This is a genomic window from Streptosporangium sp. G12, assembly GCF_052983175.1.
On sequence record NZ_JBRIQO010000011.1, the window covers coordinates 260,668 to 283,450 of the forward strand.

At 71.5% G+C, this 22,783-nt stretch carries 19 protein-coding genes; 2 read left to right on the forward strand and 17 right to left on the reverse strand.

Annotation, left to right across the window (positions count from 1 at the left end; translation table 11 throughout):
* Window positions 1-96 precede the first annotated feature (96 nt).
* On the reverse strand, window positions 97-1,233 hold the full coding sequence (rpoD, locus tag ACVCAG_RS18955; protein ID WP_362677942.1) for an RNA polymerase sigma factor RpoD: 1,137 nt from the start codon (window positions 1,231-1,233) through the stop codon (window positions 97-99).
* A gap of 152 nt (window positions 1,234-1,385) precedes the next feature.
* On the reverse strand, window positions 1,386-3,239 hold the full coding sequence (gene dnaG, locus ACVCAG_RS18960) for a DNA primase (RefSeq protein ID WP_447190088.1): 1,854 nt from the start codon (window positions 3,237-3,239) through the stop codon (window positions 1,386-1,388).
* A gap of 235 nt (window positions 3,240-3,474) precedes the next feature.
* On the opposite strand from dnaG, the gene ACVCAG_RS18965 reads away from it, so the two are divergent.
* Window positions 3,475-4,329, forward strand: coding sequence for a peptidoglycan DD-metalloendopeptidase family protein (locus ACVCAG_RS18965; protein WP_440084235.1), 855 nt, complete (start codon window positions 3,475-3,477; stop codon window positions 4,327-4,329).
* A gap of 102 nt (window positions 4,330-4,431) precedes the next feature.
* Here ACVCAG_RS18965 and ACVCAG_RS18970 read toward each other — a convergent pair whose 3' ends face one another.
* The 11 genes from ACVCAG_RS18970 to ACVCAG_RS19020 form a co-directional block, all read right to left on the reverse strand.
* Complete coding sequence (locus tag ACVCAG_RS18970; protein WP_440084234.1) at window positions 4,432-5,664, reverse strand: deoxyguanosinetriphosphate triphosphohydrolase; 1,233 nt, start codon at window positions 5,662-5,664, stop codon at window positions 4,432-4,434.
* A gap of 255 nt (window positions 5,665-5,919) precedes the next feature.
* Window positions 5,920-8,562, reverse strand: coding sequence for a pyruvate, phosphate dikinase (gene ppdK / locus ACVCAG_RS18975; RefSeq protein WP_447190089.1), 2,643 nt, complete (start codon window positions 8,560-8,562; stop codon window positions 5,920-5,922).
* Window positions 8,563-8,807: 245 nt separating this feature from the next.
* Window positions 8,808-10,019 (reverse strand): ATP-binding protein, encoded by a 1,212-nt coding sequence (locus ACVCAG_RS18980; protein ID WP_440084230.1) that lies wholly within the window; start codon window positions 10,017-10,019, stop codon window positions 8,808-8,810.
* A complete protein-coding gene (locus tag ACVCAG_RS18985) occupies window positions 10,016-10,687 on the reverse strand; it encodes a response regulator (protein ID WP_440084229.1) in 672 nt (223 codons plus the stop codon). Before ACVCAG_RS18985 ends, ACVCAG_RS18980 begins: the two co-directional genes overlap by 4 nt.
* 131 nt (window positions 10,688-10,818) lie before the next feature.
* Complete coding sequence (locus ACVCAG_RS18990; RefSeq protein ID WP_447190090.1) at window positions 10,819-11,709, reverse strand: S1C family serine protease; 891 nt, start codon at window positions 11,707-11,709, stop codon at window positions 10,819-10,821.
* A 10-nt stretch (window positions 11,710-11,719) separates the two neighbouring features.
* On the reverse strand, window positions 11,720-12,667 hold the full coding sequence (locus ACVCAG_RS18995) for a VWA domain-containing protein (RefSeq protein ID WP_440084226.1): 948 nt from the start codon (window positions 12,665-12,667) through the stop codon (window positions 11,720-11,722).
* On the reverse strand, window positions 12,664-13,593 hold the full coding sequence (locus ACVCAG_RS19000) for a DUF58 domain-containing protein (RefSeq protein WP_440084224.1): 930 nt from the start codon (window positions 13,591-13,593) through the stop codon (window positions 12,664-12,666). Before ACVCAG_RS19000 ends, ACVCAG_RS18995 begins: the two co-directional genes overlap by 4 nt.
* The gene (locus ACVCAG_RS19005) at window positions 13,593-14,615 is read right to left on the reverse strand and encodes an AAA family ATPase (RefSeq protein ID WP_440084436.1); all 1,023 of its coding nucleotides are present in this window, start codon (window positions 14,613-14,615) and stop codon (window positions 13,593-13,595) included. Before ACVCAG_RS19005 ends, ACVCAG_RS19000 begins: the two co-directional genes overlap by 1 nt.
* Before the next feature lie 35 nt (window positions 14,616-14,650).
* A complete protein-coding gene (locus tag ACVCAG_RS19010) occupies window positions 14,651-14,824 on the reverse strand; it encodes a hypothetical protein (protein ID WP_329092155.1) in 174 nt (57 codons plus the stop codon).
* Between the two features lie 196 nt (window positions 14,825-15,020).
* Window positions 15,021-16,406, reverse strand: coding sequence for a glycine--tRNA ligase (locus ACVCAG_RS19015; RefSeq protein WP_447190091.1), 1,386 nt, complete (start codon window positions 16,404-16,406; stop codon window positions 15,021-15,023).
* A gap of 155 nt (window positions 16,407-16,561) precedes the next feature.
* Entirely contained in the window at window positions 16,562-16,840 is a 279-nt protein-coding gene (locus ACVCAG_RS19020; protein ID WP_344748919.1) for an antibiotic biosynthesis monooxygenase family protein, read from the reverse strand.
* 234 nt (window positions 16,841-17,074) lie between these two features.
* On the opposite strand from ACVCAG_RS19020, the gene ACVCAG_RS19025 reads away from it, so the two are divergent.
* Window positions 17,075-17,464, forward strand: a complete 390-nt coding sequence (locus tag ACVCAG_RS19025; protein WP_362846538.1) for a DUF6703 family protein — start codon at window positions 17,075-17,077, stop codon at window positions 17,462-17,464.
* A gap of 63 nt (window positions 17,465-17,527) precedes the next feature.
* On the opposite strand, the gene ACVCAG_RS19030 is transcribed toward ACVCAG_RS19025, so the two are convergent.
* The 4 genes from ACVCAG_RS19030 to ACVCAG_RS19045 form a co-directional block, all read right to left on the reverse strand.
* Window positions 17,528-19,072: an aldehyde dehydrogenase family protein gene (locus ACVCAG_RS19030; RefSeq protein ID WP_447190092.1), complete on the reverse strand. Its 1,545-nt coding sequence runs from the start codon at window positions 19,070-19,072 to the stop codon at window positions 17,528-17,530.
* A 29-nt stretch (window positions 19,073-19,101) separates the two neighbouring features.
* Complete coding sequence (gcl, locus tag ACVCAG_RS19035; RefSeq protein WP_440084220.1) at window positions 19,102-20,832, reverse strand: glyoxylate carboligase; 1,731 nt, start codon at window positions 20,830-20,832, stop codon at window positions 19,102-19,104.
* On the reverse strand, window positions 20,829-21,698 hold the full coding sequence (locus ACVCAG_RS19040) for a 2-hydroxy-3-oxopropionate reductase (protein WP_440084219.1): 870 nt from the start codon (window positions 21,696-21,698) through the stop codon (window positions 20,829-20,831). Before ACVCAG_RS19040 ends, gcl begins: the two co-directional genes overlap by 4 nt.
* A gap of 141 nt (window positions 21,699-21,839) precedes the next feature.
* Window positions 21,840-22,625, reverse strand: a complete 786-nt coding sequence (locus ACVCAG_RS19045; RefSeq protein WP_440084217.1) for a TIM barrel protein — start codon at window positions 22,623-22,625, stop codon at window positions 21,840-21,842.
* Between the last annotated feature and the right edge of the window lie 158 nt (window positions 22,626-22,783).

The window sequence follows — 22,783 nt, forward strand, 5'->3', positions numbered from 1 at the left end:
GTTCCACGACGATCACAACAGGCCCCGCGCAACGGCGCGGGCCCCGGGAACGGAGGTTCCACGACGATCACAACAGGCCCCGCGCCGTGTGGCTCCTCAGTCGAGGTAGTCGCGAAGCATCTGCGCCCTCGTCGGGTGCCTGAGCTTGGCGAGGGTCTTCGACTCGATCTGCCGGATGCGCTCGCGCGTCACGCCGAACTCCCTGCCGACCTCCTCCAGGGTCCGGGGATGCCCGTCCGCGAGCCCGAAGCGCAGCTGGATGATGCGCTGCTCGCGATCGGAGAGGGTCGCGAGGATGTCGTCGAGCTGGTCCTGCAGCATGATGAAGGCCGCCGCCTCCATCGGCACCACCGCGTCCGCGTCCTCGATGAAGTCTCCGAGGTCGGAGTCCTCCTCGCCGATCGGCGACTGGAGGGAGACCGGCTCCTGGGCGATCCGCTGGATCTCGATCACCCGATCGATCGGCAGGTCCATCTCCATCGCGATCTCCTCGGGCGCGGGCTCGCGGCCGAGGTCCTGGTGGAGCTGGCGCTGGACCCGTACCAGCTTGTTGATCGTCTCGACCATGTGCACCGGAATCCGAATGGTGCGCGCCTGGTCCGCGATGGCCCTGGTGATCGCCTGGCGAATCCACCAGGTGGCATATGTGGAGAACTTGTAGCCCTTGGTGTAGTCGAATTTCTCGACCGCCCGGATGAGGCCGAGGTTGCCCTCCTGGATGAGATCCAGGAACAGCATCCCGCGTCCCACATATCTTTTGGCGATTGACACGACCAGCCGCAGATTGGCCTCGATCAGCCGCTGCTTGGCCCGCGTGCCCTGCCAGGCGAGCTCCTTGAACTCCGGGAAGACCAGACGCGAGACGACGCTGGTCAGCTTGTCCTCGGCGAACAGGCCCGCTTCGATGGACTTGGCGAGCTCCACCTCCTCCTCGGCCGTGAGCAGGGGCACGCGACCGATCTCCCGCAGGTAGATGCGGACAAGATCGCTGGTCGGGGCCCTTTTCCCGACATCCTCCTCATCGGGCCGGACGGGCTCCTCGTCGCCCTGGGGCTCGAGGACCTCCACTCCGTGCTCGGCGAGCATGCGGACGACGCGTTCGAGCGCGTCGGACGGCAGCTCGGACTTGTCGAGAGCGGCGGCCACGTCATCGACCGTGACGCTTCCGCGCTCCCTTCCCTTCGTAACGAGGTCGGCCACCTGGTCTACCGATGGCGGCCCACTTGGCAGCACCGATGCACCCACGGGAGACAGTCTGCTGTATTGGGTCCCCTAAATGGCAGACCTATTTTTGTCACCGGAGGTAAGGCCGCGATCATTATCGGATCGAGACCTTATTCGGGTTTGGTGGAAACATCCCGCGGATATTAATGCCAATTACGCCGTCAGCTCCCGGCGGCACGATCCCTGAGCACCCGCCGCTGCTGTTCCAGCGCGACCAGTTCTCCGAACAGCCGGTTGTACTCCTGCTGCTCGTCGACCGGGTTCGTCCGCTCCATCCTCGACTTGAGCCGCTCGATGGCCCGCGCCACCGAGACGAGCTCCAGGGCCGCCAGCATGGCCGAGGCGTAGCGCTCCTCGCTCGCCAGGTCGGCGCGCAGCTCCTCCACGGCGAACCGGGTGACGACCCCGCGCAGGGAGTCCTCGGCCCCGCCGAGCAGCAGGTCGACCCACTCTCGCCCGCCCTGCCCCGCCGTGGCGGTGCCGCCGGAGCCGACGATCAGCCGGTAGAGGGCCGCGTGCTCGGGAAGCGTGAACGCCTCCGCTCCCAGCGCCTCGAAGGCCGGGCCGAGCAGCGCGGGACGCTGCACGGCCAGCCGCAGCACCTCCGCCTCGGTCCGTACGCCGGGATCGGTGAGGTCGGCGACCTTGCGGGGCCCCGCGGGGCGCTGCTGGGCGCGCGGCTGGGCCGCCGCGGAGACCTCGGTGATCCGGTCGAGGACGAACTGCTCGTTGTTGAAGCCCAGCCACCGGTCGAGGTCGACGGCGTACAGCCGGCGCAGGGACCTGTCCTTGATGCCGGCCACGATCGGGGCGGCGGCGTCGAGGGCGGAGAGCCGCCCCTCGTTGGTGCTCGCGTCGTAGCGGGAGATCACGCTGCGGATGGCGAACGCGAACAGCGGCTCCCGACCGGCGATCAGGTCGCGCACGGCCGCCTCGCCGTGCCTGATGCGCAGGTCGCACGGGTCGAGGCCGTCGGCCTGCACGGCGACGAAGGTCTGGGTGACGAACTTCTGCTCGTCGGCGAAGGCGCGCAGGGCCGCCTTCTGGCCCGCGGCGTCACCGTCGAAGGTGAAGATCACCTCGCCGCGCGACCCCGACTGGTCGAGCAGCAGCCGCCGGAGCACCTTGATGTGCTCCTCGCCGAACGCGGTGCCGCAGGTGGCCACCGCCGTCGGCACGCCCGACAGGTGGCAGGCCATCACGTCGGTGTAGCCCTCGACGATCACGGCCTGGGAGCGCTTGGAGATCTCGCGCTTGGCCAGGTCGACGCCGTAGAGGACCTCGCTCTTCTTGTAGAGCGGACTTTCCGGGGTGTTCAGGTATTTAGGCCCGTCTTCGGCATCGTTCAATTTCCGTGCGCCGAAACCGATGACGTCGCCGGTTATGTCGCGGATGGGCCAGACCAGCCGTCCCCTGAAGCGGTCGATGGGGCCGCGCCGCCCCTCCTTGGCCAACCCGCCCTTGATCAGCTCCGCGGTGGTGAAGCCCCGCGCCATCAGGTGCCGTGAGAGGGCCTCCCACTCGGCCGGGGCGTATCCGACGCCGAAGCGCTCGGCGTCGACCCGCTCGAACCCGCGCTCCGACAGGAACCTGCGCCCGATCGCGGCGTCGGGGGCGGACAGTTTCGAGACGTAGAACTCCGCCGCCGCCCGGTGGGCCTCGATCAGGCGGATGCGCTCGCCCTGCTCTCGCCCGGGGACGTAGCCGCCCTGCTCGTAGCGGAGCTGGACGCCGGCCCGGTTGGCCAGCCGCTCGACCGCCTCGCCGAACGACAGATGCTCCAGGCGCCGGACGAAGGTGATGACGTCACCGCCCTCGGCGCAGCCGAAGCAGTACCAGTAACCCCGGGTGGGGGTCACGTTGAAGGACGGGCTCTTCTCCTCGTGGAAGGGGCAGAGCCCTTTCAGGTTGCCGCCGCCCGCGTTGCGGAGCTGGATGTGCTCGCCCACGATGTCGGCGATCGGCGAGCGCTCCCGTACGAGCGCGATGTCCTCATCACTGATCCGGCCTGCCACGCCGCGAGTCTAGTCCGGCCCCCCGACAGGTCGGGGCGACGAGTGCGCCCGCCCTCGCCGCGATCTTCCGGCAGGCCGGGGCGCTACTGCCGAGACGGGAGGGACAGGAGGAACGATGACTTTCCCGAAGTGGTCGTGACCAACCAGGACGTCGGTTACAAAGGTAAAGGCGGATTCTCGATAATGTACGCGGGTGGAGATCATGCGATCGGGGCATATAGCACGATTGGCCGCTGTGACCGGCGCGGTGCTCGTCACCGGAGCCTGCGCGTCGCCCGGCGGGGTTGCGGGCATCGGCACGGCGGCTCCGACCCCCGGGACGGAGTCCGCGGCCGGGTCACCGGCCTCGTCGGTCACCGCGACCATACCCGAGGCGACCCCGACCCCGGCCCCCCGGACCGCGGTCGACCGCCCCAAGGCCGACCCGCCGGTTCGGGTCCCGCCGCCGAAGGTCTCCAAGCACACCTACGCCTTCCCGGTGAAGGGCTGCTCGGTCACCTACGAGAGCAGGCTCCTGGTGCTGCCCAAGACCACGATCTGGGCCGGCAAGGGCTGCTCGTTCGTCTCGCCGGTGAACGGCGTGGTCGACGAGGTCAACACCAAGAACCGGTGGAAGCCCTCCACCGACCGCGGCGCCGACCGGGAGGGCCGGTTCGTCACGGTCATCGGCGACGACGGCGTGCGCTACCTCGGCGGCCACCTGGACAAGGTCGCCCTGGGGATCAGGCCGGGACTGCGCGTCAGCGCCGGTCAGGTCCTGGGCCAGATCGGCAACTCGGGCAACGCCCGCTCGACCGCCAGCAACCTCTACTTCGCGATCTCCTGGAAGACCTCCCCCTCGATGTGGTGGGTGCGCCGGGGCATGGTCAAGCCCTGGAACTACCTGGACGCCTGGCTGAAGGGCAACCCCACGCTCTCCCCCAGGGAGGAGATGCAGGCCGTGATGAACCAGACCGGCGCGGCTCCCCGGTGCTTCACCCTGTGCGCGTCGAAACCGCAGCCGACGAAGAAGCCCACCAGGAAGCCGAAGCCGCCGGAGCCGGAGCAGATCCCGCTGGGCGGCACCGGCACCCTGGCCCCGGGAACGTGACACGGCGGCCCGCGACGGGCTCGTCCACGACACCGCCCGGTACGGGGCACCGGGCCTCGTGGAGGGGCGCCGGGCCGGCCCAGGGAACGTGACACGGCCCGGTCAGCGGGCCGCCAGGGCGCGGTGCCAGGCGACGGCGGAGGTGTCGGTGAGCGAGGCGATCTGGTCGACGACCACACGGAGCCGGCCGCCGTCGCCGCCGGCCCTGGCGAAGGCGGGCCTGAACGCGGGCTCCAGGGTGCCGGGGGCGCCCAGCATGATGTGGTGGGCCAGGTCGTGGATCAGCTCGCGCTGCCTGGCCTGGTTGGCGTTGTGCGCGTCGCTCGCCATCACGTAGTGGGCCGTGACCCCCTTGAGCAGCGCGCACTCCAGCCGGGTGGCCCTGGGCACGATCAGGTCGGCGCTGTAGCGGCCGGCCGCCGGCCCGTACGCCTCGCGGGTGGCGACCTCCGCGGACTTGCAGAAGTGGCCGATGAGCGAGCTGGTCAGCCCCTTGATCGCGGCGAGGTCGGCGAGTGAGCGGTCGAAGTGGCGGGGCCAGAGCGGCTGGGTGATCAGGCGTCCGAAGAGGTCCTCCAGCTCGCCGGGCTCGGCGTCGGGGGCGTACCACTCGCGGGTGGTCGCGCAGACGTCGCGGCGCTCGGCGGGATCGCGCATCGCCTCCAGGACCACGCCGCCGGAGTGCAGGGCGTCCTCCAGGTCGTGTACGGAGTAGGCGACGTCGTCGGCCCAGTCCATGATCTGGGCCTCGAAGCTGACCTGTCCCTCCGGCGCGCCCTCCCTGATCCACTCGAAGACCGTCGTGTCGTCGTCGTAGACGCAGTACTTGGCGCCTCTCTCGCGGGTCCACGGGTATTTGACGGCGGCGTCCAGGGAGGCGCGGGTGAGGTTGAGCCCGGCACTGCGGCCGTCCTCGGTGACGACCTTGGCCTCCAGCCGGGTCAGCAGGCGCAGGCTCTGCGCGTTGCCCTCGAAGCCTCCGCACCCGGCGGCGAGCTCGTTGAGCGCCGTCTCCCCGTTGTGGCCGAACGGCGGGTGGCCGAGGTCGTGGGCCAGGCAGGCGGTCTCCACCAGGTCGGGGTTGCGGCCGAGGGTCTCCCCCATCTCGCGGCCGATCTGCGCGCACTCCAGGGAGTGGGTCAGGCGGGTGCGGGGGATGTGCTGGCCACTGCCGAAGGTCTCCCCCGGGCCGACGACCTGGGTCTTGGCGGCGAGCCTGCGGAGCCCGGCGCTGTGCAGCACCCGTGCCCGATCGCGCTCGAACGGGCTTCGGCCGGGGTTGCCGGGCGGTTCCGGCACCCACCTGGCCTGATCGTGTTCGTCATAGCCATGCATAAGTGCACTGATTTTATCCGCGAAAGGGCCCTGCCATGCCGAACGGCGGGAAAACACCTGGTCACCGGGCGCGTGCCGCCGTTCCCCACCCGTACGAGCGGCCCGTCGGGGGAGGCCCGCCAGGAGCGCGACCGCGCTGGCGTGGCGCGTACCGGGCCCGCGGCCGCCCCGGTGAGGGTGGGGCGGGCCGCGGGGACCGGCTCCGCGGGGCGTCGTCTCCGGTGGTGCCGGAGCGCCTCGCGAAGTGGGCGGGGGTCAGCGGGTGTCGGAACCGCCGCACACCAGGGTGGCGCGGGCGGCCTCCAGCCGGGCGACCGGGATGCGGAACGGCGAGCAGGACACGTAGTCGAGACCGGCCTGGTGACAGAAGTGGATCGAGTCCGGGTCGCCGCCGTGCTCGCCGCAGATGCCCAGCTTCAGGTCGGGACGGGTCGCGCGGCCCTGCTCGACGGCGATCTCGACGAGCCTGCCGACGCCGTCGCGGTCCAGGGTCTCGAACGGAGAGACGCCGAAGACGCCGAGCTCCAGATACTTGGCGAAGAAGGCCGCCTCGACGTCGTCCCTGGAGAAGCCCCAGGTCATCTGGGTCAGGTCGTTGGTGCCGAAGGAGAAGAACTGGGCGGCCTCGGCGATCTGCCCGGCGGTCAGCGCCGCGCGGGGCACCTCGATCATCGTGCCGATCAGCGCGTCGACGCCGGTCTCCTCCAGGATCCGCCGCGCCTCGTCCTTGACGTGCTCCAGCTCCTGGACGGCGGCCACCAGCGGGATCATGATCTCCGGACGGCTGCCGGGCACCGCCTTGGCCGCCGCCGCGATCGCCCGGACCTGCATGGCGAACACGCCGGGGATGACCAGGCCGAGCCGGACGCCGCGCAGGCCCAGCATCGGGTTCTCCTCGTGGAGCCGCTTGAGCGCGACCAGGAGCCTGCGGTCCTTCTCCTCCGCCGCGTCACCGGCGAGGGCGACCCGCACCGACAGTTCGGTGTAGTCGGGCAGGAACTCGTGCAGCGGCGGGTCGATCAGGCGGATCGTGACGGGCATGCCCTCCATCGCCTGGAAGATCTTCGTGAAGTCCGCCCGCTGCAGCGGCTCCAGCGCGGCCAGCGCCCGCTCGCGCTCCTCGGCGGAGGTGGCCAGCACCAGGTCCTCGACCAGGCCGCGACGGTCGCCGAGGAACATGTGCTCGGTGCGGCAGAGCCCGATGCCCTGGGCGCCGAACCTGCGCGCCCTGGCGGAGTCCTCGGCGGTGTCGGCGTTGGCGCGCACGGCCATCCGGCGTACCCCGTCGGCGTGGGACATGATCCGGTGCACGGCGCGGACGAGCTCGTCGTCCCGGTCGCCCGAGCCCTCGAAGTACTCCACGACCGGGGAGGGGACCACGGGCACCTCGCCGAGATATACGGCTCCGCTGGTGCCGTCGATGGAGATGACGTCGCCCTCGGAGACCACGAGGCCGGAGGCCGTGGTGAACGCGCGGTCCGCGGCGGAGACCTCCAGCTCCTCGGCGCCGCAGACACAGGTCTTGCCCATGCCCCTGGCGACCACGGCGGCGTGCGAGGTCTTGCCCCCGCGGCTCGTCAGCACGCCCTGGGCGGCGATCATCCCGGCCAGGTCGTCGGGGTTGGTCTCGCGGCGGACCAGGATGACGGCCTCTCCGCTTTCGGCGAGCTCGACGGCCCTGGGCGTGGAGAAGACGGCCTTGCCGACGGCCGCGCCCGGCGAGGCGTTCATCCCCCTGGCGATCACCTTGCTGCCGGCGTCCTCGGCGAACCTGGGGAACATGAGCTGGGCGAGCTGGTCGCCGGTCACCCGGGTCACGGCCTCGTCGAGGTCGATCACGCCCTGGTCGACGAGCTGCACGGCGATACGGAACGCGGCGCCCGGGGTCCGCTTGCCCACCCGGGTCTGGAGCATCCAGAGCTTGCCGCGCTCGACCGTGAACTCGATGTCGCACAGGTCGCGGTAGTGGTCCTCCAGCGTCTTCATGGTCCGCATGAGCTCGTCGTAGACGGGCTTGTCGATGCCCTCCAGCTCCTGCAGCCGCATGGTGTTGCGGATGCCCGCGACCACGTCCTCGCCCTGGGCGTTCTGCAGGTAGTCGCCGTACACGCCCTGCTGGCCGGTGCCGGGGTCGCGGGTGAAGGCCACCCCGGTGCCGGAGTCCATGCCGCAGTTGCCGAAGACCATCGAGCAGACGCTGACCGCCGTGCCCAGGTCGGCCGGGATGCGCTCCTGGCGGCGGTACAGGACCGCGCGCGGGGCGTTCCACGACGCGAACACGGCCTCCACCGCCATGCGCATCTGCCGGTACGGGTCGGCGGGGAAGTCCTCGCCCGTCTTGGCGCGCACGATCTCCTTGTACGTCGCGACCAGGCGCCTGAAGTCGGCCGCCTCCAGCTCCAGGTCGTCGCGGCCGTCCTTGAGCTCCTCCAGGGCGTTGTCGAAGAGCTCGCCGTCGATGTCCTGGACGGTCTTGCCGAACATCTGGATGAGGCGCCGGTAGGAGTCCCAGGCGAAGCGCTCGTTGCCGCCCGCCTGCTTGGCCAGCCCGTGGACCGAGTCGTCGTTGAGCCCGATGTTGAGGACGGTCTCCATCATGCCGGGCATGGAGAACGCGGCTCCGGAGCGCACGCTCACCAGGAGCGGGTCGTCGGCCTGGCCCAGCCGTCGGCCCATCGCGGCCTCCAGGGCGGACAGGTGCTCGGAGACCTCCTCCTGCATCCCCTCGGGAAGGACCCCGTCGGCGAGGAAGCTCCGGCACGCCTCGGTGGTGATGGTGAAGCCGGGGGGCACCGGCAGCCCGAGGTTGGTCATCTCGGCGAGGTTCGCTCCCTTGCCGCCGAGCAGGTCCCTGAGATCTTTGTTGCCCTCGGTGAAGTCGTAAACGTACTTCGGCACGGTTGCTCCTTCTGCGACTTCAATCGGCGTCTGGTTCCGCCTCTCTCCGGACTCTACCGACGAACAAGACGATGAAACGGCACTCACCACACAGAACAGCATCATCGCAGCTCAAAGCAGGCAAACCGGTCTAATCCAATTCAAATCCAGATCAAATACGCGAGGATATCGATCACCTCAAAAATTGGTTTACACCAATTGGTATAAACCAATTTCCCGCCCATTCAAACCCGTTCACGACCGGTTCAGCGACCCGCCAGGCCGGCTCCGGCGAGAGGGTTCAGGTCGGGAACCTCCCCCTCCGCCGGGCCCTCGCCGGACGGCAGCCACAGCACGAACACGCTTCCCTCGCCCAGCCGGGAGAACAGGCGCACGTGCCCGCCGTGCGACTCCACGATCTGGCGGACGATCGCCAGGCCCAGCCCGCTGTGCCGGTCGCGGCGGCTGGTCTGGCCGCGCCAGAACCGGTCGAACACCCGCGCGTGGTCGTCCTCGGGCACCCCGGGCCCGGCGTCGCGCACCGCCACCCAGATCCAGCCCCCGGTACGGCCCGCCGCCACCACGACCTCGCTCCCGCCCGGCGCGAGCCGCACCGCGTTGGAGAGCAGGTTGCCCACCGCCCGGCGCAGCGCGTCGTGGTCCCCCACCCCGCGCAGCCCGGCGGGCAGCGCCCTGCGGATCGACAGCCCGCGCCCGGCCGCGAGCGCGGTGAACTCCTCGGCCGCCTCGGCGGCCAGCGTCCCCACGTCCACCTCGGCGTCGGCCAGCGCGGGCGCGGACCGGCGCGCGGTCGCCAGCAGGTCCTCGACCAGGCGGGTCATCCGGGTGGTGGCCCGGTCCACGATGGCCACCGCGCGCATCCGCTCCTCCTCGGTGCTGTCGGGCGAGGCGAGGACGGCGTCCACGTTGGCCCGGATGATGGCCAGCGGGCTGCGCAGCTCGTGGGAGGCGTCGTCGATCAGCTGCCGCTGCGCCAGGAAGGCTCCTTCCAGGCGGCCGAGCATGGTGTCGACGGTGTCGGCGAGGTCGCGCAGCTCGTCCTTCGGGCCGGTGAGCAGGATCCGCCGCGACAGGTCGGTGCCCTGGATCTCGGCGGCGGCCCTGGTGATCGAGCGCACCGGACGCAGCACCCGGCCCGAGAGGACCCAGCCGATGCCGAAGCTCGCCAGGAAGAGCCCGCCCAGGGTGAGGAGCGAGTAGTCGCGCAGGGTCCGCAGGGTGAGCAGGTTGACCGCGTTCTCGACCTCGGCGAGCTCGACGACGGGAGCCTTGCCGACGTAGCGCTCGGTGTCGACGCTGTAGAGCTTGGCCTGCTGGACGGTGTAGGGCCGCTCCTCGGCGCTCCTGGCCACCGCGACGTACAGCAGGCCGACGACCAGCGCGGAGAGCAGGAACAGCAGGCTGGAGTAGAGCACGGTCAGCCGGAAGCGGATCGTCTGCACGAAGGAGAACCTCACACGTCCTCCCGCAGCCGGTAGCCCTTGCTGACCACGGTCTCGATCACGGCGTCGGCGCCGAGCTTGCGCCGCAGGTTCCCCACCGTCACCCGCACGGTGTTGGTGAACGGGTCGGTGTGCTCGTCCCAGACGTGCTCCAGAAGCTCCTCGGCGGAGACGACGTGCCCGGGGCGGGTCATCAGGTAGTGCAGGACACCGAACTCCTTGGGGGTCAGCCCCAGCTCGCGCCCGGTCGAGTGGGCCTCCACCCGGGAGGTGTCCAGCCGCAGCGAGCCGACCTGCAGGATCGCGGTACCGCCGCCCGGCTCCCTGCGGAGCAGCGCGCGGACCCGGGCCAGGAGCTCGGGGAAGGCGAACGGTTTGACCAGGTAGTCGTCGGCGCCCTCGTCCAGCCCCCTGACCCGGTCGTCCAGCCGGTCCCGCGCGGTCACCATGATGATCCGCACGGCCTGGCCCTGGTCGGTCCCGCGCAGTGCCCGGCAGACCTCGAAGCCGTCCCCTCCGGGCAGGTTGAGGTCGAGAAGGACCAGGTCGTACGAGTTGACCTGGAGCTTCTCCCGCGCCTGGGCCACGTCGCAGGCGACGTCCACCGCGTATCCGGCCCGGACGAGCCCCACGCGCAGGGCGTCGACCAGGTCTTCCTCATCTTCGACAACGAGCAGTCGCATGGTACGAACCTAGGTCGTGTGCGGCCGGAAACGCGGATGCCACCGCCATACCGCGCCCCTGTTCCCCTGCATTCCCTTCCCTCCACTTCCGTCCGCTTCCATCCGCTCCCAGAAGGTCCGTCCGCCTCCGTTCACTCCCGGATGATCCGTTCGGCGACGGGCGCCGCCCTGTCGATCGGGATCGCGAAACCGATGCCGATCGATCCGGCCCCGCGCCGCGAGAGCGTCGCGATCGCGGTGTTGACCCCGATCACCTCGCCCCGGGCGTTGACCAGCGGGCCTCCGGAGTTGCCGGGATTGATGGAGGCGTCGGTCTGCAACGCGGTCTGCCCGCGCCCGCCCAGCCTCACCTGTCGGTCGAGGGCGCTGACGATGCCGCCGGTGACCGTACCCGCCAGTCCCAGCGGGGAGCCGACGGCGAGCACCTGGTCCCCCACCGCGAGGTCCGCGGACCTGCCCAGCTCCGCGGGGACCAGCCCGCGGGCGTCGTCCACCCTGAGCACCGCGAGGTCGTACGCCTCGTCGGTGCCCACGACGGTGGCGGGCAGCCGCCGCCCGTCACCGAGCACGACGGTGACGCCCGCGCCGCCGGCCAGGACGTGCGCGTTGGTGAGCAGGTGCCCGGCGCCGTCGATCACGAAGCCGGAGCCCGAGCCCCGGCCCGACTCGACCGACACGACACTCGGCAGCACCCTGGCCGCCGTGCCGCGCAGGCCGCCCGTGACACCCGCCGGCCCGGACGGGACGGCCGGGACGGCGGTGGACCGGGGCAGCGCCACGGGAGCGGCCCGCTCCTCTCCCGCCAGCCGGGCCGTCGCGACGCCCGCTGCTCCACCGGTGACCATGGCGACGAGCGCCGCGGCGACCAGGACGCGTCCCGCCCCCGCCTTCCGCGCGGCGGTCACCGTGCCCGGTGACGGGCCGGTCTCCCGCCGCGGTGCGGCCGCGGGCGGGGCCCCCGGCGTGAAACCCGGCCCGCGGGGCCGCCCGAGCCCCGGGGGCCGATCGTGTGACGTCACCATGGCCGCCTCCTCACAGGATCCTCGAGAACCAGAACAGGGAGGTTCCGGCCGCCACGACCGCGCCGATCAGGGCCACCCCGACGAACCACGGCCAGACCTCCTGCCGCTCGGTCCGGTAGCCCACCGAGCTGCCGATGTCGTCGTAGACCGCCCGCAACTCGCCGCCGGAGGCCGCCTCGTAGAAACCCCCGCCGGTGCTCTCCGCCAGCTCGCGCAGCGCCGGGCCGTCCACCGGCACCCGCGTCTCCCTGCCGCCCATCTGGATCGTGCCGTCCGGCGTGCCGTACGCGATGGTCGAGACCGGCACGCGCCGGGAGGCCGCCTCCCGCGCCGCCAGCTCCGGCGTCCGGCCCATGGTGCTCGACCCGTCGGACATCAGCACGATGTGGGCGGGCGGCCGCTCACCGCGCTCACCGCCCTCCAGGGCGTCGATCGCGTCCAGGGACGAGAACACCGCCTCGCCGATGGCCGTACCCGAGTCCGTGGTGAGCCGGTCGATCGCGGACAGCACCGCCGCCCTGTCGGCGGTGGGCGGCACGCTCACCGAGGCCGAGGACGAGAACGTGACCAGGCCCAGGTCGAACCGGGAGGGCAGGTCCGCGACGAACCGCCGCGCGGCCTCCCGCGCCGCCGCGAACCGGTTGGGCGCCACATCCGTGGCCTGCATCGACGCGGAGACGTCGAACGCCACGACGATCGTCGCCCGCTCTCTCGGGACCCGCACCTCGGCCGTCGGCCGCGCGAACCCGACGACGAGGAGCACCAGCATCCCCATGAACGCCGCGGCGGGCACGTGCCTGCGCCACCCGGGCCCCTTGGGCGCCAGCTTGTCCAGCAGGTCCAGATTGGTGAACCGCAGGGCGTACCGGCTGCGCCGCAGATACATGACGACGTAGAGAACCGCGAGCATCAGGGCGGGCACCAGCAGCCACAACCAGACGGGAGACAGGAACGTCACGCCACACCGCCTCTCGTACCTTGCGCGCCGCGGGCCCGCGCCAGGCGGCGCTGGAGCACGACGTGACGGACCAGGTCGCGGACCCAGTCGCGGTCGGTGTCCAGGCGCAGGTGCGCGGCCCCGCACCGGCGCAGGGCGGTCGCGATGGCCGCCCGCCGTCCCGCGGCGGCCTCGGCGTAGCGCTCGCGGAGACGGGCGCCGGCCGTGGAGACCTCCCTGCGCCGGCCGGTCTCCGGGTCGACGAGGGTGAGCACCCCCACGTCGGGCAGGGTCAGCTCCCTGGGGTCGACGACTTCCACCGCGAGGAGCTGGTGGCGGAGCGCGAGATGGCGCAACGGCCTCTCCCAGCTCTCCGGGGGATCGAGGAAGTCCGAGACGACGACCACGAGCCCGCGGCGGCGCACGACGCGGCGCAGGTCGTCGGCGGCCGGTCCGACGCGCGGCGTCGCGACACCCGGCTCGGTACGCGGCAGCGAGAACACCGCGCCCAGCAGCGCCATGAGATGCGGGCGCCCGCTCCTGGCGGGGAACCGCCGGACCTCGCCGCCGTGCAGGATGTGCGCCCCGACGCGGTTACCGGTCCGCTCGGTGAGGAAACCGACCGCCGCGACGGCGGCGAGCGCGAGTTCCCTCTTCTCCATCAGCGCGGTGCCGAAGTCCATGCTGGCGCTGGCGTCGAGCAGCACCCAGGTCTCCAGTTCCCGGTCGGCGATCAGGTCCCGCACGTGCGGCTCCGCCGTGCGGGCGGTGACGTTCCAGTCCATCCGGCGCACGTCGTCACCCGGCGTGTACGGCCTCGCCTCGGCGAGCTCGCCACCGGGACCGGGGGTCAGCCCCTGGTGGTCGCCCTGCAGCAGCCCGTCGAGACGCCTGACCACGGTCAGCTCCAGCCGCCGGAGCACCCGCTCGGACAGCAGGTGCCGCATCAGGCCGCCTCTCCCTGGCCGGGGGCGATCCTGGGCATCGGGATCGCCGCGGCCACCCGGTCCACGATCCGCCGGGGGGAGACGTCGTCGGCCAGCGCGTCGAACGACGGCACCAGCCGGTGCGCGATCACGTCACCGGCCAGGTCCGCGACGTCCTCGGGCAGCACGTAGTCGCGCCCGCGCAGCAACGCCAGCGCACGGGCCGCGGCGACCAGGCCGAGCGTCGCCCGCGGACTCGCGCCGAAGGCCAGCAGAGGGGCGACCTCCTCCAGCCCGAACCGCGCGGGCTCCCGGGTCGCGTACACCAGCCGGACCGCGTACTCGGCGACGGCGTGGTGGACGAAGACGTCGTCCGCGGCCGACTGGAGCGCCAGCAGCCGCCGGGAGTCGAGCACCCGCCGGGAGACCGGCCGGCCGGTGCTCATCCGGTAGAGGATCGCGAGTTCCTCCGACTCGCTCGGATACCCCACGTCGATCTTCATCAGGAAGCGGTCCCGCTGGGCCTCGGGCAGGTGGTAGACGCCCTCCGACTCGATCGGGTTCTGGGTCGCCAGGACCAGGAACGGAGCGGGCACCGGGTGGGTGCGCCCGCCGATGCTCACCTGGCGCTCGGCCATCACCTCCAGCAGCGCCGACTGGACCTTGGCCGGAGCCCTGTTGATCTCGTCGGCGAGCACGAAGTTGGCCATCACCGGGCCCAGCTCGATGTCGAAGCTCTCCGTGGACGGCCGGTAGAGGCGGGTGCCGACGATGTCGGCGGGCACCAGGTCGGGAGTGAACTGGATCCGGGCGAACGAGCCGCCCACGACACCCGCGAGCGTCTCGGCGGCCAGCGTCTTGGCGATGCCGGGAACCCCCTCGAGCAGGCAGTGCCCCCGGGCGAGGACCGCGACGAGCAGGCGCTCGACCATGCGGTCCTGGCCGACGATCACCCGCTTGACCTCGAACAGCGCCCGCCCGAGCACGGCACTCTCCGGCGCTCTCTCCGCCCCGCCGTCCGTACCTGACGGGATCTCCCTCACGTGGTCCGTGTGCTCGACGTGCTCGGTGTACTCGTTCACGGGGCGATCGCGGAGGTCGAGGCCGGGCAGTCGTCGACGAGCAGCCGCAGCTCGATCGCGTCGTGGGCGGGTCGCGGATCGGCGTGAGCCGCACTTCCCGTGAGCAGGAAGACGACCCCGCCGAGGGCCACGACCCCCGGAACGGCCTTCCAAGGTGATACGCGTGCCATCGTTCTCCCCTTCGTTGAACGAACGATCACCCTGATGTCATCAAAAGCCTCCGAAAACCGCCGTAAGCCTGCTTTTTATCTCGTCTTTCGCCCCGGGCCGCCCGGTGGAGGGACCGCCGAGGCTGGGAGAACAGCGACGGCCGGCGACCCCCGGGTGCGGGGGGCGCCGGCCGTGACCGGTCGGGCGGGGCGTACCTCAGTCGTTGAGGTGCCGGCGGAGGTAGGCGTCGACCTGGTCGAGAGCCACCCGCTCCTGGGCCATCGAGTCGCGCTCGCGGATGGTCACCGCCTGGTCGTCGAGCGTGTCGAAGTCGACGGTGATGCAGAACGGCGTGCCGATCTCGTCCTGACGGCGGTAGCGGCGGCCGATCGCGCCCGCGTCGTCGAACTCGACGTTCCACCGGCGGCGGAGCTGGGCCGCCAGGTCCTTGGCCTTGGGCGACAGGTCGGCGTTGCGCGACAGCGGGAGCACCGCGACCTTGACCGGCGCGAGCCGGTGGTCGAGGCGCATGACCGTGCGCTTCTCCATGACGCCCTTGGCGTTGGGCGCCTCGTCCTCGGTGTAGGCGTCGATCAGGAAGGTGAGCGTGGCCCGGTCGACACCGGCGGCCGGCTCGATCACGTACGGGACGTAGCGCTCGCCGGTGTCCTGCTCGAAGAAGCTCAGGTCGGTGCCGGAGGCCTTGCCGTGCGCGGTCAGGTCGAAGTCGGTGCGGTTGGCGATGCCCTCGAGCTCGCCCCACTCGGTGCCGGTGAAGTTGAAGCGGTACTCGATGTCGACGGTCCGCTTGGAGTAGTGGGAGAGCTTGTCCTTCGGGTGCTCGTAGATGCGCAGGTTGTCCTTGTTGATGCCCAGGTCGGTGTACCAGCGGAACCGCTCGTCGATCCAGTACTGGTGCCACTCCTCGTCGCTGCCCGGCTTGACGAAGAACTCCATCTCCATCTGCTCGAACTCGCGGGTGCGGAAGATGAAGTTGCCCGGGGTGATCTCGTTGCGGAACGACTTGCCGATCTGGCCGATGCCGAACGGGACCTTCCTGCGCGCCGACTGCTGCACGTTGAGGTAGTTGATGAAGATGCCCTGGGCGGTCTCGGGACGCAGGTAGGCGAGGCCCGACTCGTCCTCGACCGCGCCGAGGTAGGTCTTCAGCAGGCCGCTGAACTGCTTCGGCGAGGTGAAGGCGCCCTTGGTGCCGCAGTTGGGGCAGGTGATGTCGACCAGACCGTTGACGGGCTGCTTTCCGTGTTTCTCGGTGTAGGCCTCTTCGAGGTGGTCGGCCCGGTAGCGCTTGTGGCACGACTGGCACTCGGTCAACGGGTCCGTGAAGGTCTCCACGTGGCCACTGGCCTGCCACACCTCGCGAGCCAGGATCACCGAGGAGTCGAGGCCGACCACGTCGTCACGCCCCTGCACCACGGTCTTCCACCACTGCCGCTTCACGTTGTTCTTGAGCTCCACGCCCAGTGGACCGTAGTCCCACGACGCGCGCAGGCCGCCGTAGATCTCGCTGGAGGGATACACAAGACCGCGCCGCTTGGCGAGGCTGACGATGGTGTCCATGATGTCCGTACGGCGTGCCATAAGGGAGAATCTCCATCCGGCTGGAGGTCGGCGAGGAATTGATTGAGCTCCCAGCTTAGGGGAGACGAACCCCCGGGACGTGCGGATAAACCACGACGCCCGCCTCGTCCGGGCAAAGCTTCCCAGGGGATGACGGCGGGACGACGGGCGGGGCGTCAGGGGCGCTCGACGTCCTCGAACGCGCTCGGTTCGTTGATCATGAGGGTCATCAGCGGATACATCGCCATCCGCGCCGCGCCCAGTGCCCTGCGGTAGAACCCCGCGCCCTCCCACTCGCTGACCAGCGCCCACAGCTCCGGCTCGTCCACCGACCTCGACACCCGGCCGCGCACGTAGCCCGGCTGTCCGGCCAGGGTGTCGACGATCTCGTGAGCCCGGAGCGTGAACTCCTCGGTCTGGCCCGGCGGCACCGAGTAGCGGATGAGAGCAAGCATCCGCCCAGCATGACAGAGCCCGCTCCCGGTCCCGGCCACGCCGTGCCCTGAGAGGCCGTGCCCTGAGACGCCAAGCCCCTGGGGGCTTGGCGCTGCCGCGCCGCCCCGCCCGTTCCCGGGTACGGGATGGGCGGCGGGCAGCGGGCAACGGGCAACGGGCAGCGGGCAGCGGGCAGCGGATGGTCCCCGGCTCCGGGCATGTCGCGGCGGGCGCGGTGGCGTTAGGCTCGGCCTGTGGCCGACAAGCGTCAGGAACGCCCCGCACACCCGCTGGCACAGCCCCGCCCCAGGCAGGGCAAGCGCCCGCTGCCCCCGGGTGAGCAGTTCTTCACGCCGGGGGCGACCGGGCTGCGGCGGAAGGTCGAGCGACGCAGCGCGGCCCCGCTCGTCTTCCTGTTCCAGCTCCCCCGGTGGATCGCCCCGGTGGCGCTGGTGGTCCTCCTCCTGGCCGGATTCGCGGTGCCGTCCTTCTGGGGCGGCGTCGCCGTGCTTCCGGTGATCGGGTTCGTCGGCTGGCTCGCCTACATGTCGTGGCCGTCCCTGGGAAACGGGGGGCGTCTCCTGCGCGTCGCGCTGCTCACCTTCCTCATCCTGCTCGCCGCCGATCGCTTCGGCGCCTTCTGACACCTCCCTCGGCTCCCCGGCTTTCTTCGGCGCCTTCTGACGCCCCCTCAGCTCCCCCTGCCTTCAGCGGGAGGTGGGCAGGAGGGTGTAGCCGGGGAAGTTTCCCGGCAGGCGCTCGGTCTCCGGCCCCTGGGTGACGGCCCGGACGAGCAGCTCGCCACCGACGAAGGCACCCCGCCAGGAGGCGCCGAGCCCGCCGAACAGCTCCTCCCGGTCGCCGCGTGAGCGGGGCGCGTTGATCCCCACCTTGAACGCCCGCACCTCCGGGGCCAGCCGCCTGACGGTCTCCTCGTCGTCACAGGAGACCGTGGCGACCAGCGCGCCGTTGCTGGCGTTCATCGCGGCCAGCAACTCGGCCTCGGTGTCGACCAGCACGATGGTGTCGACCGGCCCGAAGGGCTCGGCGTGGAAGAGCGGGGACGAGCGCGGCGGGCCGAGGACGGCGACGGGCGCCAGATAGCCCGAGGTGTCCTGGCCGGGCAGGAACAGCCCGTCGTCGAGGGAGCCCCGGTACAGGGGGACCCCGCCCTTGGCCACCGCCTCGTCCACCTGGTCGGCGAGCTCCTTGACCTTGGCGTTGGTGATCAGCGGGCCGAAGTCGAGGTCGGGCGGCGGGTCGTCGGGCCCCTGCACGGCCAGCGGGTGGCCGAAGCGCACCGACCGGACCGCCGGCAGGTAGGCGGCCAGGAAGTCGTGGAACAGCGAGCGCTGCACCACGAAGCGCGGGTAGGCCGTGCAGCGCTGCTTGGCGTAGTCGAAGCTCTTGCGGATCTGCCCGGTCAGCAGCTCCCAGTTGCCGTACTCCCACACCCCCCAGCAGTTGAGCCCCTCCTGCTCCAGGACGTGCCGGTGGCCGAGGTCGGCGAGCGAGGTGGCCACCTGCCCGCCCGCGTCGCGCCCGCCGACGAAGGAGACGCAGCCCAGTTCCTTGCCGCGCACCAGCGCCGGGGAGAGCTCGGCGCCTCCCCCGCTGACAAGGGTGAACGGCAGCCCCTCCTGGGCGGCGAGCGCGGTCGCGAGGGTGAGGCAGGCGAGCCCGCCGTCGGTGGGCGCCTTGGCGATGACCGCGTTGCCCGCGAGGGCCTGCACGAGCATGGCGTGCATCAGCACGCTCATCGGGTAGTTCCAGCTGGCGATGTTGCTGACCGGGCCGGCCAGGGGGACGCGGCCGGCGACCATCCGGTCGATCTCGCCGACGTACCAGTGCACCCCCTCGATGCACCGGTCGACGTCGGCCGCGGCGAGCTTCCACGGCTTGCCGATCTCCCAGACCAGCAGCAGGGTCAGCAGGTCGCGGTGGGCGGTCATCGCCTCCAGCGCCGCCGTGACGCGGGCCTTGCGCTCGGCGAGCGGCACGTGGCGCCAGAGGCGGTGCTCGTCGAGACCGGCCCGTACCGCGCGCAGGGCGGTGGCCCTGTCGAGGCGGGGCGGCCCGGCGATGGCGGTGCCGTCCACCGGCGAGGCGGCCGGCTCCGGGCGGCCGTCGCGCTGCCAGAAGCCGCCCCAGTGGTTGAGCACCCGGTCGTCGTGAAAGGCCTGGGGCGCCGCCGCCACGCACCGGTCGTAGGCGTCGGACCAGGCCGACCCCGGCTTGAGCATGAGTGACATGGGTGGTCTCCTCGGTTGGACCGGTCGATTCAGTCGGACCAGTCGATGGCCAGGGCGAGCTCCTGCTCGGGCAGCGGCTCGAACTCCTTGATCGCGTCGAGTGCGGGGCCCATGGCCGCGTTGGCCTCTCTCTCGACCATGACCTCGACCAGCACCGGGAGCTGCAGGCGGTCCGACTCCGCGCTCGCCCAGGCCAGCGCGTCGCCGATCTCACCGGGCAGCTCGACGCGCCGGGCCGGGCAGCCGAACGCCTCCATGAGCTTCACGTGGTCGACACCGCCCTCGCCGTAGTGGAGGTCGACGGCGTAGTTCATGTCGTAGGGGATCTCGGCCTGGCGGATCAGCCCGAGATACTCGTTGTTGATCATCACGATGACGAACGGGATACGGTACTGGGCGGCGACCGCGATCTCCTCCATCAGGAACTGGAAGGAGTAGTCGCCCGCCACGGCCACCACCTGCCGCTCCGGGTAGGCGCACTTGACGCCCATCGCGGCGGGCACCTCCCAGCCCAGCGGCCCGGCCTGCCCGCAGACGAGGTATCGGCGCGGGAGGTAGGTCTTCTGGAACTGTCCCGACCAGATCTGGTAGAGGCCGATCGCGGTGACGAACGTCGTGTCGGGCCCGTAGAAGTCGTTCAGCTCCCGGAAGACCCTCGGCGGCTTGATCGGCACGTCGTCGAAGTCGTCGCGCCGCAGCAGCGTGCTGCGCAGCTCGGTGACCCGCGCGGGCCACCGTCCGGGACGGCGGGCCTCGGTACGGCCGCGCGCCTCCTTCGCCAGGGCCGCCAGCGTGGGCCGGGCGTGGCCGACCACGCCCAGGTCGGGCTCGAAGACCTTGCCGATCTGGGTGGGCTCGATGTCGACGTGGATGAATCTGCGCCCCCGGCGGTAGGTGTCGAGGTCGCCGGTGTGCCGGTCGCCGAACCTGGCGCCCACCGCCAGCACCAGGTCGCTCTCCAGCAGCGCCGCGTTGCCCCAGCGCGTCTGGGTCTGGATGCCCGCCATGCCGGCGAACAGGGGGTGGTCCTCGGGGAAGGCCCCCTTGCCCATCAGCGTCACCTGGACGGGAACCTGCAGGTGCTCGGCGAGCGCGCGCAGCTCGGCGGCGGCGTCGGCGATGACCACCCCGCCGCCGGCCAGGATGAGGGGCCGCCGGGCGCCCATGAGCATGTCGATCGCCGCCCGGACCGCCGGGGCCGTGGGCTGCGGGACGTCGATGGGGAGCGGGGTGTCGATCTCCGCGTCGTACAGGCAGGTGCCGCGCTGCACGTCGATCGGCAGGTCGATCAGGACGGGGCCCGGCCGGCCGGACCTGGCGATCCTGAAGGCCTCCCTGAACACCCAGGGGGCCTGGGCCGGCTCCTTCAGCTGGACCGCCCACTTGGTGACGGGCTTGGCGATCTCCACGATGTCGACCGCCTGGAACGCCTCCTGGTGGAGCTTGTCGCGCGCCGCCTGCCCGGTGATGCAGATCATGGGGATGGAGTCGGCGAGGGCGGTGTAGAGGCCGGTGATCATGTTGGTGCCGGCCGGGCCAGAGGTGCCGATGCAGACGCCGACGTTGCCGGTGACCCGGGCCCAGCCGTCGGCGGCGTGCGTGCCGCCCTCCTCGTGGCGGACGGTGACGTTGCGTATGTCGCTGTGCTGGAGCGCCGCGTAGAGAGGGAGGATCGCCGCGCCCGGGATGCCGAAGACGGTGTCGACGCCTTCGGACTCCAGGACGGCCACCACGGCCTCCATGCAGGGGATCCGCTTCACTGGTTGATCCTTTCGATCACCTTGAGCAGGGCGGAGTGGTCGAGGGAGCCGTGCCCCTGGGCACGGGCCGCGGCGACGAGCTGGGCGACCAGCCCGGTGAGCGGGAGCGAGACGCCCGCCTCCCGCGCCGCGGCGATGGCGATGCCCATGTCCTTGTGGTGCAGGTCGATCCGGAACCCCGGCGCGAACTCGCGCCTGATCATGGAGTGCCGCTTGAGGTCGAGGATGCGGGAGCCCGCCAGCCCGCCGGCCAGGACGTCGAGTCCGCCCGCGGGGTCGACCCCCGAGGCTTCGAGCAGCACGATCGCCTCGGCGACCAGGCCGTAGATGCCCCCGACGACGAGCTGGTTGGCGGCCTTCACGGTCTGCCCCGCCCCGGCGGGACCCACGTGCACGATCGTCGTGCCGACGACCGCCAGGAGCGGGCGTACGGCCGCGAAGTCGGCGGCGGCGCCACCGACCATGATCGAGAGGGTGCCGTCGACCGCGCCGCGCTCACCGCCGCTCACCGGGGCGTCCAGTGCCCTGATGCCCTTGACGGCAGCGGCCTGCGCGACCCTGCGGGAGGTCTCGGGCCGCACGGTGCTCATGTCGATGTGGATCAGGCCCCGCCTGCCCTGCTGGAGCAGCCCGTCGTCGCCGAAGGCCACCTCCTCCACCTGGGGCGAGTCGGGCAGCATGGTGATCACGACCTCCGCCTGCGCGACGGCCTCCGCCACGCTGCCCGCGGACTTGCCGCCGGCCACGGCGAGGGCGTCCATCCGCTCGGCGCTCATGTCGTAGCCGACGACGGTGTGCCCGGCCCTGACCAGGTTCGCCGCCATCGGACTGCCCATGATCCCCAGGCCGATGAATCCGATGTTCATGAGCGGCTCACCGCTCCTCCCTCGCTCAGCGTTCATCGAATACCTCCAAGGTGGAGACCCCGGGCCTCGGCCCGGGGGTGGGGGCGCGGCCGGTCACCGCGCGCGATCCGGTGGTGTGCCCCGTACGGCCCGTGCGGGAGGTCAAGCGTCCCTCCAGCCGAAGCTCTCGGCGCTGGGGCCGGTGGGGCGGTACTCGAGCCCGATGTGGCCCCGGTATCCCGAGGTCTCCAGGCGCTCGAGGATCTGGTCGTACGGCATGGCGCCGGAGCCCGGCTGCCCCCGGCCGGGGGCGTCGGCGATCTGGACGTGGCCGAACCGGTGGACGCTCGTGTCGATGAGGGTGAGCACGTCCTCGCCCATCCGGTGCAGGTGGTAGAGGTCGGCGAGGAAGGCCACGTTGCCCGCGTCCACCTGGTCGATCACCTCGAAGGCCGCGGCCGAGGAGGTGATCGGGTAGTCGGGGCTCTCGTAGGAGTTGAGCGCCTCAACCACGACCGTGGCGCCGACCCCGGCCGCCGCCCTCGCCGCCAGGGACAGGTTGGACAGCGCCAGCTCGCGCTGGGCCCGCGGGGTCAGCCCCGCCACGCTGTTGCCGTAGAGGGCGTTGAGCACCCGGCAGCCGAGCGCTCCGGCCAGGCCCGCCGCGACCTCGACGTTGGCCTGGAACCTGGCCGAGCCGTCGGGCCGCGACAGCAGGCCCCGCTCCCCCGCCGCCATGTCCCCGGCGTCGAAGTTGAGGCCGACCAGGCGCACCCCGGCCTCCTCGATCGCCCGCCGCAGGGCGTCGATCTCGCGGTCGGCCGGGCAGGGGACGGCGAAGGGCCACCAGAGCTCGACCGCGTCGAAGCCCGCCTTGGCCGCCGCGGCGGGGCGCTCCAGCAGCGGCAGCTCGGTGAAGAGGATGGAGAGGTTGACGTCGAACTTCACGGCGCCTCCCCCGCTCCCAGGGAGACCTTCACGGGCGGCACGGGCGGCACGGGCGGCGTACCCAGCGCGGCCAGCACCGACCGCATCAGGCGGGCGGTCTCGCTCGGGGTCCTGCCGACGCGGACGCCGACCTTCTCCAGGGCGTCCTTCTTGGCCTG